Source organism: Wolbachia endosymbiont of Cylisticus convexus (genome assembly GCF_003344345.1).
On record NZ_QPIP01000012.1, the window covers coordinates 1 to 15,081 of the forward strand.

Annotated in this window: 10 protein-coding genes and 5 pseudogenes; 7 read left to right on the forward strand and 8 right to left on the reverse strand. The window is 35.4% G+C overall.

Translation table 11 applies throughout. The features are described 5' to 3' along the window. Positions 1 to 231 precede the first annotated feature (231 nt). Both Wcon_RS02340 and Wcon_RS11790 read right to left on the reverse strand, forming a co-directional pair. Positions 232 to 1,179 carry an IS110 family RNA-guided transposase gene (locus tag Wcon_RS02340; RefSeq protein ID WP_063630491.1) on the reverse strand — a complete coding sequence of 316 codons (948 nt, stop codon included), beginning with the start codon at positions 1,177 to 1,179 and terminating at the stop codon, positions 232 to 234. A gap of 378 nt (positions 1,180 to 1,557) precedes the next feature. After that, on the reverse strand, positions 1,558 to 1,788 hold the full coding sequence (locus Wcon_RS11790) for a hypothetical protein (RefSeq protein WP_237349989.1): 231 nt from the start codon (positions 1,786 to 1,788) through the stop codon (positions 1,558 to 1,560). 383 nt (positions 1,789 to 2,171) lie between these two features. Between Wcon_RS11790 and Wcon_RS11795 the strand changes: the two are divergent. The 6 genes and pseudogenes from Wcon_RS11795 to Wcon_RS02380 all read left to right on the forward strand — a co-directional run. After that, a pseudogene (locus tag Wcon_RS11795) lies at positions 2,172 to 2,437 on the forward strand (hypothetical protein); the annotation flags it as partial. A gap of 88 nt (positions 2,438 to 2,525) precedes the next feature. After that, complete coding sequence (locus Wcon_RS02355; protein ID WP_114517083.1) at positions 2,526 to 3,632, forward strand: outer membrane protein assembly factor BamB family protein; 1,107 nt, start codon at positions 2,526 to 2,528, stop codon at positions 3,630 to 3,632. Next, positions 3,625 to 5,013: a dihydrolipoyl dehydrogenase gene (lpdA, locus tag Wcon_RS02360; RefSeq protein WP_114517084.1), complete on the forward strand. Its 1,389-nt coding sequence runs from the start codon at positions 3,625 to 3,627 to the stop codon at positions 5,011 to 5,013. The genes Wcon_RS02355 and lpdA overlap by 8 nt, the downstream gene beginning before the upstream one ends. Positions 5,014 to 5,015: 2 nt before the next feature. Continuing rightward, on the forward strand, positions 5,016 to 5,960 hold the full coding sequence (locus Wcon_RS02365) for a tyrosine recombinase XerC (RefSeq protein WP_114517085.1): 945 nt from the start codon (positions 5,016 to 5,018) through the stop codon (positions 5,958 to 5,960). Positions 5,961 to 6,596: 636 nt separating this feature from the next. After that, on the forward strand, positions 6,597 to 7,265 hold the full coding sequence (locus Wcon_RS02375; protein ID WP_237349990.1) for a reverse transcriptase domain-containing protein: 669 nt from the start codon (positions 6,597 to 6,599) through the stop codon (positions 7,263 to 7,265). A gap of 231 nt (positions 7,266 to 7,496) precedes the next feature. Beyond that, positions 7,497 to 8,824 (forward strand): annotated as a pseudogene (locus tag Wcon_RS02380) (IS110 family RNA-guided transposase). 432 nt (positions 8,825 to 9,256) lie between these two features. Here the strand turns inward: Wcon_RS02380 and Wcon_RS11800 are convergent. The 6 genes and pseudogenes from Wcon_RS11800 to Wcon_RS02405 all read right to left on the reverse strand — a co-directional run. After that, positions 9,257 to 9,382 (reverse strand): annotated as a pseudogene (locus Wcon_RS11800) (IS481 family transposase); the annotation flags it as partial. A gap of 28 nt (positions 9,383 to 9,410) precedes the next feature. Continuing rightward, a pseudogene (gene ftsH, locus Wcon_RS02385) lies at positions 9,411 to 11,239 on the reverse strand (ATP-dependent zinc metalloprotease FtsH). A 12-nt stretch (positions 11,240 to 11,251) separates the two neighbouring features. Continuing rightward, positions 11,252 to 11,407 (reverse strand): annotated as a pseudogene (locus Wcon_RS02390) (tRNA lysidine(34) synthetase TilS); the annotation flags it as partial. A 54-nt stretch (positions 11,408 to 11,461) separates the two neighbouring features. Continuing rightward, a complete protein-coding gene (locus Wcon_RS02395) occupies positions 11,462 to 12,538 on the reverse strand; it encodes an ATP-binding protein (protein WP_179947462.1) in 1,077 nt (358 codons plus the stop codon). Between the two features lie 78 nt (positions 12,539 to 12,616). Continuing rightward, positions 12,617 to 13,912, reverse strand: coding sequence for a tRNA lysidine(34) synthetase TilS (tilS, locus tag Wcon_RS02400; protein ID WP_114517087.1), 1,296 nt, complete (start codon positions 13,910 to 13,912; stop codon positions 12,617 to 12,619). 143 nt (positions 13,913 to 14,055) lie between these two features. Beyond that, complete coding sequence (locus Wcon_RS02405; RefSeq protein WP_114517088.1) at positions 14,056 to 14,535, reverse strand: OmpA family protein; 480 nt, start codon at positions 14,533 to 14,535, stop codon at positions 14,056 to 14,058. A 217-nt stretch (positions 14,536 to 14,752) separates the two neighbouring features. On the opposite strand from Wcon_RS02405, the gene Wcon_RS02410 reads away from it, so the two are divergent. Continuing rightward, positions 14,753 to 14,932, forward strand: a complete 180-nt coding sequence (locus Wcon_RS02410; RefSeq protein ID WP_147269134.1) for a hypothetical protein — start codon at positions 14,753 to 14,755, stop codon at positions 14,930 to 14,932. The last annotated feature ends 149 nt before the right edge of the window (positions 14,933 to 15,081 follow it).

Genomic DNA, 15,081 nt, shown 5'->3' on the forward strand with positions numbered 1-15,081 from the left:
CATCAACTATGTTTTTTAAAATTTTTTGAATTTAGTCTTATTACAACTCTTATTTATAGTTTTGTATTCTTATTCAATTGAAAAACGTATTTTTGGCAATAAAAACCCTAGTTCATTACAGAAAGAAATTTATATCAAACAACTACCACTGCTTAGATCTTATGATTAATGAATATGTGCTTTAAATTTGTGTGGCGCGCATATTCATTAACCTATTTTCTTATGCAGATTTTAAAAATTTGCGTTAATTGCTTCTTTAAGCCTTGCATTAGCAATCACTATAATTTTGCGCATTAGAGCTGTTATGACTACCATCTTCTTTTTACCTCTACCAATGAGAGCAGAATAAAAAGCACCAAGTGCAGATTTAGTCCTTGAAGCAGCCATCGCAGATGTAAAAAGCTTTTCACGAACGTTCCTTCTGCCACCACTTATTCTGCGATAACCAATAGCTTTACCACTTTCTTTTGGATGCGGGGCAACTCCAGCAAGACTAGCAACTTCTTGCCTGCTTAAGTAGCCAAGTTCTGGCATCAAGCATACAAAATCTTGTGATAACTTTTTACCTATTCCTGGTACTGTTCTTATGATTTTTTGGCGCTTTTTTAACTCTGGATTCTCATCGATAATTTTTTGTATGGCATCATTGAGCTCATCTATTTGACTGTTAAAAAAGTCAATAGTTTTTTGGCAACTTTCTTTTATATAGTCGTTTTCAGGTGCTTTCAGTCTACATTTCTCTTGAGCTCTTATTTGTGTAAGGTCATCACGACGTTGACAAAGTGCAGCTAAGGCTGTTTGTTCTTTTGACATAGGCACAAATAGAGATAGAGTACTATAACGCTCAAATCCATATTGAGCAAGGGCTCTTGCATCTGATTGATCAGACTTTGCTAAAATTCCATGAGATAAGGTAAAGCTTTTTACTTTGCGAGTATTAGCTCGATGTACAGCAACATTCTTATCAACCAGAAAGTGTGCTAAGCCAAGCTCATATTTTCCTGTATTTTCCAAAGTTACAAAAGAATTAGGTAGAATATTTGAAAAATTTTGAAACAATTGTTGCCAACCAGCAGCATTATTATCAAACTTGATAGTGTTCTTTTGGTTGTGAACTGCAGCAACATTTTTAAATTTTCCGATATCAATGCCAATAAAATTTTGATAAGATGTAATCATAATAACCTCGATTAGTTTTAGTTAATTTAAGATTGTAAACGGGTGCATATGTATGTCCCACACAACTATTCAAACGTATCGAGAGATAGGGCTAGTGTACCTTGATGAGCACGGTTGTATAGCCATTATTCTAGCGGTCGCACACGCCCGTGATAACTCCATTCCTATAGTGAGTGGAGTTATCTTCCCTCTTATCTCCTTTATATCATATTTTTAACTTACAATATTCTACTTGTTTCTTTCTGATAAGTAGTCAGCTCTAGTATCCTTCCTAGGCCGAATAACAGGTATAATGTTGTATTTCCTGCATTCTTTATACACACTTCTTATATCATAAGCTGCATCTGCTCGAATAGAATATACTTATCACTTAACACATCACAGACCGATAAATAGTCCGGAAATTAGTATGCTTATTGCTTTCTTATCGTTTATGTTTAAAACAACGTGTAGTTTTCTTACTTGATCATAACGATTGTATTTTCTTTCTCGAATATTAAGTTTACTATGGCCACCATTGTTATTGTAGATACTAACTCTCGTGCTATCTATAGCAATTTCAATATTTTCCAAATCATCTTTATTGGTTCTATGGTCATCAATCTTCAAATTAAGCTTTTTAAATCTTCTGGAAGCTTGTGTATAGTGATAACCTTAAGTTTTTTGCCTATTTGTACCATATAACCTTTTACAAAACCTACAGCTTGTCTCAAGCCAATTCTAAAAAGATATGTGTATTAACTTTATCACTATAAGTGTACCTGCAACTTTTGGACTATTTTCATACCAATTTTCTATTAACAAAATGAAAAACATTTCCTCTTTTTTTGAGAAACTCGTTATATTCTCTTTGGTTACTTACTCTCATTTTTTGCGGCATAAGTTATACTTGTTTGAAAAATGCTTATTTTACAACAAAATGCGTTACTAACCATATATTGAAAAGCTTTTCTCCTTACAATATAACACTAGCTATTCAACAAAGCCTTGCGGGTTATACGGGAGAAAAATTTGCAACTCAAATAAAAGATATTATTGGTGCAACTGTTGAAGTGATAAAGAGTAAGGAATTGCATACCTTTGCTGTATTGTAGAAAAGATGGGTTGTTTTTTGCTTGGTTAGAAAAATGTAGGCGATTGTGGCGAGCAGAAACTCAACACCAGCTTACAAATTTGCTTTCACTGCTCTACTCCTGAAAAGATTTTAAATAGGTTCTTAGAGTCCCTTTCACATAATGGTATGACATTCTATTTATGAATCAATGCTTTTAATATACAATAAGAACATTTTCGTTGTGATTCAGGTTTCTAGTATGTATATTAATGAATCTTGTTTTCACTAAATAATGAAAATAATAATTGTCATGATAATGTTATTGTATAGTAACTATACAATGGCAAACGAACGAATAAGTCTAGTGGATAAAAAACTATCTCAAGGATATGTAGCTCCAGTGCTTACAGAAGATAGCGTTATTTTATCAGACAAGCACGGCGCTTTATATTCCTTTGATATTGATAACTCAAAGGCTATGAATTGGAAATTACACCTCTCACATAGGAAAAAAATTGGTAACATGAGCCTATCGCATTATGAAAAAAATGTTTTCTTTATAGTGGATAACACTTTACACGCAATAGACGCAAAAACTGGCAAGATTGAGTGGGAAAAAGAATTGAGAGCTCCAGTAAGAGGGAAAGCAGCAGTAATAAATAATAAATTGGTAGTATTGACTATTGATAATTATCTGTACGTGTTTGATATAAAAGATGGCAGCTCCGTTTGGGCTTATCAAAACGGTATCAATGAGGTTCGAGGTTTGTATTCCATATCGCCAACAATTTCTAACGATAAAATAATAGCACCATTTTCAAATGGTGAGTTAATAGCTTTTAATGAAGACGGTAAAAAATTGTGGAGCCAAAAATTGGCTACAAACCTTTTGACACAGCTCACAGATGTAACTACTACACCGAGAGTGCTTGGTGATACTTTAATAGCTACAAACAATTCTTATATTTATGGTATTGACGTGAAATCAGGGAATATTTTATGGTTAAAGTCACTGCAAGTAAAAAGTGTATCAGACATTGAATCATATTACAGTCCTCTTATTCCTCCAAAGGAGCAAAAAGAAGGCGGAAGAATTTTTATAGTTACTAAAGACGATAAAATAATTGGCCTGGATATAAAAAATGGAGAAACAGTCTGGGCATCTGATTTAATAGAAAATACGCAATTGTTTGCTCCAATTATGCATGCCCATACACTGTGGGTGACAAGCAATAAAGGTTCAATGTTTGCTTTCCCTGGATCTGAAAGTGCAGGAAAGGTAGTCAAAGTACCTGGTAATGTGTTTCACACTCCAGTGTTTACTCACGATAAAATATATGTAACAACTGAGGGAAAAGGTGTTTATTCTTTAGAAAATAGGTTTGTTCTTTATGATTGATTATGACCTGATTGTTATAGGTGGTGGTCCAGGCGGTTATAAGTGTGCTATCGCTGCTGCAAAACTTGGATTGAAAGTTGCCTGTATAGATAAAAATAGCATTTTTGGTGGTACATGCTTGCGGGTTGGGTGCATACCTTCCAAAGCACTACTTCATTCTTCCTATCAGTATGCTCACACGAAAAATGATCTGTCGAAGTTTGGCATAAAAATTAAGGATGCAAGTTTCGATTTAAAAGAAATGCTAGGCTATAAGGACGCCAGAGTTCAGGAGCTTGGAAAAGGTATAGAGTATCTGTTTAACCTTCACAAAATCACTAAAATCAATGGACTTGGGAAAATTACTTCTTTTGACCAAGGTAATCTTGAAGTTTCAGTTGAAGATAAGGTGCTGAAGACAAAAAATATAGTAATTGCAACCGGTTCTGACGTTATTTCTTTGCCAGGAATTAATATCGATGAGAAAAGTATTATTTCATCAACTGGTGCATTGTCTTTAACTGAAGTACCAAAAAAACTTGTCGTAATCGGAGCCGGGGCAATAGGGCTTGAAATGTCTTCTGTATGGAGGAGGCTAGGGTCTGAAGTCACTGTAGTAGAATTTTTTGACAGAATCGCTGCAGCAATGGATGGAGAATTAAGTAAGTCTCTACTTTCTAGTCTACAAAAACAAGGAATAAAATTTTTACTTAGCACTAAAGTTGAGGGAATAAAACAAAGTAGTAACTCTTTGAGTGTGAAAGTTTGCTCTGTAAAAGATAATCAAACAAACGCTATAGAGGCGGATAAGGTATTGGTGGCAGCAGGACGCAAACCATGTACTGATGGTCTTGGTATTGATGAAAAAATAGAAAAAGATAATCGCGGTTTCGTTCAAGTTAACAACAGATATGAAACTAATGTGAAAGGAATATTTGCTATTGGTGATGTGATTGGTGGAGCAATGCTTGCTCATAAAGCAGAGGAAGAAGGAGTGGCAGTTGCAGAGATAATAGCAGGACAGTCACCTCACGTTGATTATGAAATTATACCATCTGTCATTTACACTCACCCTGCGGTTTCTTCGATCGGTAAAGCCGAAGAGGAACTCAAAAATGCTGGCTATAAGTACAAAGTTGGTAAATGTCAATTTGTTGCAAACGGCAGAGCAAAAATCACTGATGATGCTGAAGGATTCGTGAAAGTGCTGACTTGTAGCAGAGCAGATACAATACTAGGTGTGCATATCATAGGAGCATACGCTGATACGCTAATCAACGAAGCAGCGGTTGCAATGGCATATGGCGCAGCAGCAGAGGATATATACAGAATTTGTCACTCTCATCCTGATATAAATGAAGCCTTTCGAGATGCGTGCATCGATGCTTTCTTTAAAAAATAATTGTGGACCTCGGTTCAATCATTGAAAAATGGTATGAGTGGCTGAGGTGCAACAGATCTTATTCACCAAACACTTTAGAGTCATACATGAGGGACTTGAAGGATCTTATAAGTTTCCTAAATACTCACATTGGTGGAGAAGTAAATGTCGGCACTTTGGAAAAATTGAGCGTACCTGAGTTAAGAAGTTGGCTTACCTCTCGTTACGCAAGAGGTGTGAATGCAAGATCTAACGCTCGTGCATTGTCAGTAATCAGAAATTTTTTCAAGTACATAAAAAACAACTACAATATAGACAATGAAGCTGTATTTTCCTTATCAAGGCCAATTCAGAGAAGAACTCTGCCCAAAGCATTATCAATACCTGATATAAAAACTTTGGTGAAAGAAATGAAATTATCTGACTTGAGCGAACCTTGGGTGGTAAAAAGAGAAATTGCAATTATTGTCCTGCTATATGGTACAGGCTTAAGAATCAGTGAAGCGTTGAACCTTGGGGTTAGTGATATTAACAATGAAAGTTTAATAGTAACAGGTAAGGGAGATAAACAAAGGCAGGTATTTATTCTTCCGGTAGTAAAAAAGTGCATACAAGAATATATAAAAGCTTGTCCTTACCTTGGCATTGACGATGAAGCACAATATCTTTTTTTGGGAGTAAGAGGAAAAAAATTGGGAAGAACTTATGTGGCTAATCGTTTGCAGAAAATAAGGAGAATATTAAATCTGCCAGAAATTTTATCTCCACATGCATTTCGTCATAGTTTTGCTACTCATTTGCTTCAGGAAGATATTGATATAAGATCAATACAACAACTGCTTGGTCATTCGAGTCTTGAGACCACTCAAGTTTACACTCACCTCAATTATCAAGATGTTTTTAATATGTATAAGAATTTCCAACAGAGTTTGAAGCACCGAACAGAAAAAATCTGTCAAACCACATGAAGAAACTCTCCAGGTTTAGTTTTTAGTAGCTTTTAAATATAATAATACAGGAAGCACTTTTGCAGTTATAACCGAATTCTTCACTGGTGCCATAAGTGCCCGTTTTGTAGCATGATTTTGGAAGGAACGATCGAACCATTGATGAAGCCATAGCGCTTCCCTATTATAAATATATAGGAGTTATCATGAGTGCGCCAAGCAAAGCGCGTAAAGTCCAGTTGGTCAATCCAGGCAAAGCCTAGCCAGCAGCTTGGAACAAACCACTATGCTGCGTAAGGTAACGAGCGTAGTAAAGCTAGTGGAACGGACAACACAGGGTACAACGAAAGTGAAGGTATTGAGTCCCGAAATTCTCGATGTCATAGAGGTCGACACTTTTCATATAGTGGAAGACAGCAAGAAGGGTAACAATAAGGCAAGTTATCACTCACTCTATCGGGATCTGAGGCCGTACCATGTGTTGAGATGGAGTTTACGTAAACTTGGGAGATCCTTTGCATTCCTATTAAGGTACGCTGGAACAAGTCAACAAAGGCGAGGACTGACGGAAGATGCAAAGGAAGTCGGACTGACTGATAGTACTCAGAGTGTGGGAAAGCCACATACAAGGGAGCAATATAGTGACTGGTTTAGGGATTGCTATGCCAATACAACGGAGGTTGGAATAACGTGCAAGGAAGACTAAATCAGATAGCAGTAAGAGCCAGGCAAGATAAACGATTGAAATTTACATCGTTAGTTCATCTGATAAACGCAGAGAATCTTGCTGAATGCTATAAAGAGCTAAAGCATAACAAGGCATGTGGTATAGACCAGGTGACAGTAGAAGCTTATGGAGAAAATCTCGAAGAGAAGCTTAGAACTCTGGTGGATAGTATGAAGAGAAAGCAATATCAACCGCAACCAGTGAAAAGAGTATATATACCAAAAGCTGGAAGCAAAGAGAAACGCGGACTCGGGGTACCATCAACAGAAGATAAGTTAGTCCAGATAATGCTGAAGAAGATATTAGAAAATATTTATGAAGCTAACTTTCTGGATAACTCATATGGTTTTCGTCCTGGTAGAAGCTGTCATCAAGCGGTAAATGCACTAAATAAAGCAGTTATGTACAGACCAACTAACTATGTAGTAGAAGTTGATATCAAGAAATTCTTTGATAATGTCCAGCACAAATGGCTAATGAGATGTCTAAAAGAACGAATTGCTGATTCTAATTTATTATGGTTAGTAAAACGTTTTCTAAAAGCAGCAACGAACCAACAAACTGTTGGTTATACCAGAAAGAAACCCCTCTCTCCTTAAATTTCATTTTTATACTATCTTAGTATAATTGTTATGAAGAAGCTACTTCTGCAGTTATAGCCGACTGATTCAGTGGTGCCGTAAGTGCCCGTAAAGCAGCATGGTTTTGAAGGTGACGGTTATAACCATTGATGGAGTCTATTCAGACTACCTCGTTTAGGAGAGTGCCTTATTTTACCGTCTCAAGCTGAAGCGCTTCTTCAATGATAAATTATATACTAGAGGTATAAAATGGCAAAAGTAAAAAATAAGTTGGAAGTAATGAACCCTAATGCGGCAGGAATAGATATTGGCTCAGCTGTGCATTATGTATGTGTTCCAGAAGGAAGAGATGAACAACATATCCAAAAATTTGGATGCTTTACAATGGATCTGCATAACTTAACAAAATGGTTGAAGAAGTGTGAAATTAAAACGGTAGCTATGGAATCAACAGTGGATTCCTTTGTTTCAGATACTTGAATCATATGGATTTGAAGTAAAATTAGTAAACGCACGGCATGTTAAAAACGTACCTGGTAGAAAATCTGGCGTTCAAGATTGCCAGTGGTTGCAACAGTTACATAGCTATGGACTGCTCCAAGGATCATTTAGACCAGATGATCAAATTTGCGTACTGCGTGGCTACGTCAGACAACGTAATAATCTAATCAGAAGCGCAATACTCAACGCATGCAAGGCATTAATTCAGATGAACATTCAGTTACATAAGGCAATTAGTGATATTAACGGTATAACAGGTATTAGGATTATTGAAGCGATAATTGAAGGTGAAAGAGATCCTGAAAAATTAGCTGAATTAAGGGATGGTCGAATAAAAAATGATAAATCTACTATTGTAAAGGCATTAACAGGTGACTACAGAGAAGAACACTTGTTTACACTTAGGCAAGAATATGAAGCATATACCTTTTTCCAAGAGCAAATAAAGGAATGCGATAGAAGCATTGAAAGCTATTATAAAGCATTTGAAACACAATCTGATGAAAGCAAACCAGTGAGTAAAGCAAAATGCAAGAAAAAAAATAGATCCAAATTTTAATTTGCATGAAGAATTATACCGGGTTATAGGGATAGATTTTACTAAAGTTCCAGGATTCAATGTACTAAGCATACAGACCATAATCTCAGAGACTGGTATAAACCATAACAAATGGCCAACAGAAAAGCATTTTTCGTCTTGGTTAGGGCTAAGTCCAGGTAATAAAATTACTGGAGAAAAAGTGTTTAGTACGAAAACTTGCAAAGTCACAAATCGTGCTGCAAATGCCTTACGACTCGCTGCGCATTGTGTATCAAAAAGTAATACCACTCTGGGTGCACAGTGCAGGAGATGGAAAAAACGACTAGGAGCACCAAAGGCAATTACTGCTATGGCAAGGAAATTAGCATGTATCTTTTACAGTATGCTAAAGTATGGGCAAGAGTACGTCGAAAAAGGAATTGATTATTATGAAAAACTTTATCAAGACAGAGTTATGAAAAATCTGAGTAAAAAAGCTTCTGAATTTGGCTATATCCTGGTAAAAAAAGATGAGTTAGTACAAGGAGTTTCTTAGGAGGAATAGTCGAAGGTGGGCAATATAAAGCAACCGAACAAGGCACACCGCAAGGTGGAATAGCTACCCCGCCAACAATGTTGCAGGGAACGTTCAAAGAAGCATACGCGTCAAGTTAAGGAAAAGTAGCATAAGAAAGAAGAGAAGCGGTAAAAATTATTTTAGACATTAAACGATAAAATTAGTAATTTATAGACTCTTTAAAAAAAATTATCTTATTTTAGATCAAGATTTCTTAAAAAATAAATATAACAAATAAACCTTAAATGGTTGCTATATTGGGCGTATTCTCTTAACTTGACGTGTATGGTTCAAAGAAGTGTGTCAAACCGAATTTTTAATTCAACTCAATTTTCAATCTACTAGGAAAAAAGATATCAAGTTGAGACATAGTTAAATGTAATAGTTTAGACTTAACCTGACAGGCGTGAATTAACTGACAGAAGAATCGACGAAGTCAAAACTGATATCAGAATCTGTTTTAATGTTATCAATATTCTTTTGGTAAGTAATATGCATACTGTCAAAAAAGGTCTTACCGTAGCAATACTTACCAGAAGGGAGTGTTAAATAAAGTCAGATCTAATTAGAGAGATGATCTTCTTACCTTTTCCTTGCCTTCGTTTTCATTTCTAACAATTTTTTTCCCACTTAATATGTCACTTATTTCATCGCCTGTTAAAGTTTCAAACTCCAGTAGATTTTTAGCAATGAGCTTCAAGTCTTTCCTACGCTTGGTCAAAATTTCTTTTGCTTTTTCATGGCAAGAAAATACAATTTTCTTTACTTCTTCATCTATAAGTTTTAATGTATCTTCAGAAATTGTCTCAGAATCATGCATGATTTGTTCACGATTGTGATATATTGGCCCTATTTTGTCACTCATTCCCCATTTCGTCACCATAGCACGTGATAAATCAGATGCTTGCTTTATATCCGAAGATGCACCGCTTGTAATTTTATCATAACCAAAAATTAGTTCTTCTGCCACTCTTCCACCCATAGCAACAGTTATATCTGCTATCATCTTTTCTCTTGTGTGAGACACTCTATCTGTTTCCGGTAGTCTCATAACTAAGCCTAAAGCTCTACCTCTTGGAATAATAGTTGCTTTGTGTATTGGATCAGAGGCAGGCATATTAACTGCGACTACTGCATGACCAGCTTCATGGTAAGCAGTAAGCTTTTTTCTTCTTCCGTAATAACTAAGGACCGTCTTTCCATGCCCATCATCACTTTGTCACGCGCATATTCAAAATCATCCATGGTAACAATTTTCTTGTTTCTCCTCGCAGCAATAAGTGCAGATTCATTTACTAAATTTGCTAGATCAGCACCTGAAAAACCTGGTGTTCCTCTTGCAACTGTTTTTACATTCACATCTGGCGCTATCGATATTTTCTTTATATGCGTATTTAATATTCTTTCACGCCCATTGATATCAGGTAAAGAAATAGTAATCTGTCGGTCAAAACGACCAGGTCTAAGTAGTGCTGGATCTAGCACATCTGGACGGTTAGTTGCAGCAACTATTATCACACCTTCATTAGACTCGAAGCCATCCATTTCAACTAGTAACTGATTTAATGTTTGTTCCCTTTCGTCGTTACCGCCACCAAGACCAATGCCGCGATGCCTACCCACTGCATCTATTTCGTCTATGAAAATTATGCAAGGAGCATTTTTCTTGCCTTGATCAAACATATCACGTACACGGCTTGCACCAACACCGACAAACATTTCAACAAAATCAGACCCGGAAATACTAAAAAATGGTACATTAGCTTCACCTGCAATTGCACGAGCAAGTAGGGTTTTACCGGTTCCAGGGGAACCAATTAAAAGACATCCTTTTGGTATCTTTCCGCCCAATATTTGAAATTTTTGCCTTTGTTTAAGAAAATCAACGATCTCAACTAACTCTTCTTTTGCTTCATCAATTCCGGCAACATCATCAAATGTCACTTTTTTTCCACTAGTCATAAGCCTAGCTTTTGATTTGCCAAAGCTTATAGTTCTATTGCCTCCTGCTTGCGTTTGTTTAAAAAGGAAAAGTAATAAACCGAAAAAGATAAGCGTCGGAATCCATTGAATTAGTAGTCCACCAATTATACCTATTGCAGAATCTCCAATTGAAAAGGAGAACTTCACTTTTTTATCATGCAAACTTTTTATTAAGTCGCTATATATAACACCACTTGAGTTAAAGGCTGACCCATCTCTAAACTTGCCTTCAATGCTTTGGTTTCTTATGGTAACATTTTCTATATCATTATCTTCCAGTCTAGTTAAAAATTCTGAAAAAGGTATGGTTGCTTTACTCTTGCCTATACTTCCGCTGAACTGAATGTAAGCAACTGAAATAAGAACAATAATCACTAACCAGATCAATAAACCTTCTAAAAATTTTTTCATTGTTACCTTTAACTAGATATCAATAAAGTTTATCAAATTTTGTTTTATCATGCTATTAATAATGCATTGAACCTTATTGTTATCGGTATTTTTTCCGTTATAATTTACATCATGATGAGCAATCACCTTTCCATCTTTTTGCACTGTTGGCAAAGAGTAGTAAATTTCAGAGTAATAATTACAAACTTAAAAAGTTGTTTTCCACTGCAATAATCATCCTTATTATGTGTTTGTACTGGCAAAACTCTGGCGTGTGTAACATTCTACAGTAGCTTGCAGTAGTGCACTTATTACATTATCATCTATATTGCTCACTTTTTTATCCTTGAGCTTTTTGGATTTATTGTTAAGCTCTTCAAGTGCTTTTGTAAAATCACCCATGCTAACAACAGGTTCGTCTATTTTTTGCTCTTGAGTACGCTTTACGGCGTTATGCTTGGCCTCGTTTACTAAATTAGATAACTCAGCTCCTGAATAGCCTTCAGTTTTTCTTGCAATTTCTTTAAGAGTTAGACCTGATGCAATTGGCACATTCTTTATGTCAAGATCTAATATCTTTTTTCGTGAACCCAATTCTGGTAGAGGAATATAGATATGCTTAGAAAAACGACCAGGCCTAAGCAGTGCTTCATCTAAAACGTCTTGATGGTTAGTTGCAGCAATTACTATTACACCTTTGTTAAAATTAAAACCATCCATTTCAATCAATAGTTGGTTTAAAGTTTTGTTATGGTCCTCGTTTATAGCTCTATTAGATTCGTTCTTGGAGTCACTACGTTCTGAACCGATAGAATCTATCTCATCTATAAAAATTACACAAGGAGCCTTTTTTCTTGCTGTTCGAAAAAGTTCTTGTATATTGTGTACACCTTGATTAGCAAATCGACCAGCAATGTCAGCTCCGGAAATGGGAAAAAATGGAAGCTTAGCTTCACCCGCAATTGCGCGAGCAATAAGTGTTTTACCATTTCCTGGTGGGCCATATAAAAGATGGCCTTGTGGTGGCTTAAAACCAACCTTTTCAAATAGAGCTTTCTTTTCCTGTGATATATCATTACAAATCATTCGTAGTGCTTCTTTCATTTTATCTGATACTATAACGTCGTCAAACGTTACTTTTTGCTCATCCTGCTCAACCTTTGTTACTCCAGGTAATTTCATTAGCAAAGAATAGATAGCAAAACATAATACAACTGCAGTGCATATTACTGAACATGTTACTACAACAGATTTTATAATGATAGGCGTGAAAGATATAGTGGCCGCAGCAGCTTTAATTTTAAAAAAAAGAATATACATAAGACAAATAAAAGCAGCGATTGTTAGACATAATAAAACAAATTTGAAAAATCTTGACCCACTCATTGTAATTCCTAATTAAATATCAATTAATTTTAGCAAATTTTCCTTTATTATACCAGTGATGGAATATTTAATCTCATCATCACTAATATTCTTGCTATCATGTTTTATACATGGATAAGCAATCACCTTTCCATTTTTTTGTACCGTAGGTAAAGAATAAAAAACTTCAGGGCAGCAGTTATAATCCTTCAGAAATTCAGGAACTCTTTGTGTTTTTTTTAGTGGAGCAATGATAACTGAACATTCTCGATTTCCGAGCACTATGCAGCTAAATCTGTTATCCCATTCAATAGGACCATTTAATGGTAAGTATACAGTAATTTGCCGTATCTTTGATGGTTCTCTTATTATCAGGACGCTTTCTCCATATTTTCTTATTTTGCATCCATAGAGTGTACAGTTAACATTACTATCTTGTTGCAATATTTTATTAAATATTGCAACAAGGCTGTTGTATCTTGGTTTATAGTGTTTGCTGGTAATTGCCATTATAGAGTAAAGAAGAAGCCTTAAGGCTATTTCCTCTGGTAGTTTATACAGTTTACTTAATTTAATTTCAATGTAACCAAGATCATACACATTAACACAGTCATTAAATGCAAGGCGTGTGTAGTGCATCAACGCTTTTGCAGCTCTTTTCATATGAAGGGCTGCAAGGCATATTCGGTCTGTTAAAACATCTTGATTATCACTTGCTTCAAGCAAGTTACGGTATAAAGTTCGCTTGTATTTTAAGTCATAATTGCTTCTATCTTCGGTCCATCTTAACTGGTGAAGCTTAGCATACCTTTCTATTTCACTACGACTGAAATTTAACAACGGCCTAAATACATAAATACCATTTAAGAAAGATTTGTAGTCCATTGATGATAATCCATCTACGCCACTACCTCGTTCTAATCTCAACAAAAATGTTTCTGCTTGATCATTTTTATGGTGAGCAACAAATAAATATTTAACATTATTGTTTTTACACCATTCTATTAATAACTTATACCGTGCTTTTCGTGCCTGCAACTGAATATTGCCTTTAATATTTTTCTTCTCCCAATTTAATACAAACGACTCCTTTGCTCCGAGTTCTTTTGCATAACTCATAGCAAAATGAGCTTCTTTTTGAGATTCTAAACGTAACCCATGATTTACTGTTAATGCTATAGGGGCTAAAAGCTTGCTTTTTTTTGCCCAATTAATCGTTAAGTGCAATAAAACTACACTGTCTATACCACCTGATACTGCAACCGCAACTTGATTATCATGAAAAGCAAAGTTATTAACTATACTTTGAAATAACAACTCCAATTGCATTATATTTCTTGATGATTAGGCAATTCAGACCTCTCTAAATTATACCGGCACAGCACTTCAATGCAAATTGAGCTAACAATCAGTAGAAGCACAAGTTTGACTGTTGTATCATCCCAGTGCTGAACACTGGGATTCAAAGGAGACTATCTTTTTATTCCAGAGAATGAAAATTCTACTCTACGGTTTTTAGCATGGTCTTTTTCGTACTTAGAATTTTTAGAATCATCTTTTACGTCAACCAAAGGCTCAGTTTCACCTTTAGAAGCAGTTTTTATTCTATTTTCTAGATAAGATGCACAGCTGACCATAAACTTTTTAGCTGCATCTGCTCTTCTAGCACCTAATGCAAGATTATATTCATGAGAACCACGATTGTCAGTATGACCAGTTAAAGTAACCTTCGCATCAGGGTTATCTTGTAACACTTCCATTGCATCAAGCAATGCATCTGCACTCATTTCAGTAATACTAGATTCATCGTAACCAAAGAAAACTCTTTTATCACCTATTTGCTTAATAACGGCATTCATTTTATTTGCCACACTTACTTCTTTTTTAGGACAAGAACTTACACCGGTAAGCAGTAAACAAAAACAACACATTATAACCACTCTACTCCACATTACTAAACCTCCATAATTTTAAATATAGTGCGTAATTTTAATTTTGTGACTAATAATCACTCTATACTATAATGTAGTCAAGAAAAATAAAATACTAAATATTTCCTTTACAATACAACCTGACAATTAATTTTCTGATAAGATGCTCGATTTTTGTGCGTCCAGCAAAGGCTGGCATGTTCATAGTGCAAGCGTTCAAGATCGTGATAGTATCTTTTTGTTCAAGCTAAATGCAAATTTACGTAAGTTTTTTGCTGATCAGGGATATATAGGCAAATTGCAAAATCACTGTTTATTGAAAACAGGATGTTTATTAACGATTGCCAAGAAGGCTGCTGATGTTACAGGATTTCATGTTATTCTCAAACGTTGGATTGTTGAAAGAACCTTTGCTTGAATTTTAGACGTATGAGCAAGAGCATTCTTCCCTTACTTCAAAAAGTAGTATCTTCTTTAATATGATTACTATCATGCTTGCTAAATTAACTACTTGAGTCCTTTTAAGACATGTTCTTAGAGTGTAAATCATTTGAATTAATACGAAAA

Coding starts and splice junctions, on each gene's coding strand:
- Wcon_RS02355 (WP_114517083.1), top strand. CDS start 2,526: ATGAAAATAATAATTGTCATGATAATGTTATTGTATAGTAACTATACA.
- Wcon_RS02340 (WP_063630491.1), bottom strand. CDS start 1,179: ATGATTACATCTTATCAAAATTTTATTGGCATTGATATCGGAAAATTT.
- tilS (WP_114517087.1), bottom strand. CDS start 13,912: ATGCAATTGGAGTTGTTATTTCAAAGTATAGTTAATAACTTTGCTTTT.
- lpdA (WP_114517084.1), top strand. CDS start 3,625: ATGATTGATTATGACCTGATTGTTATAGGTGGTGGTCCAGGCGGTTAT.
- Wcon_RS02405 (WP_114517088.1), bottom strand. CDS start 14,535: ATGTGGAGTAGAGTGGTTATAATGTGTTGTTTTTGTTTACTGCTTACC.
- Wcon_RS02395 (WP_179947462.1), bottom strand. CDS start 12,538: ATGTATATTCTTTTTTTTAAAATTAAAGCTGCTGCGGCCACTATATCT.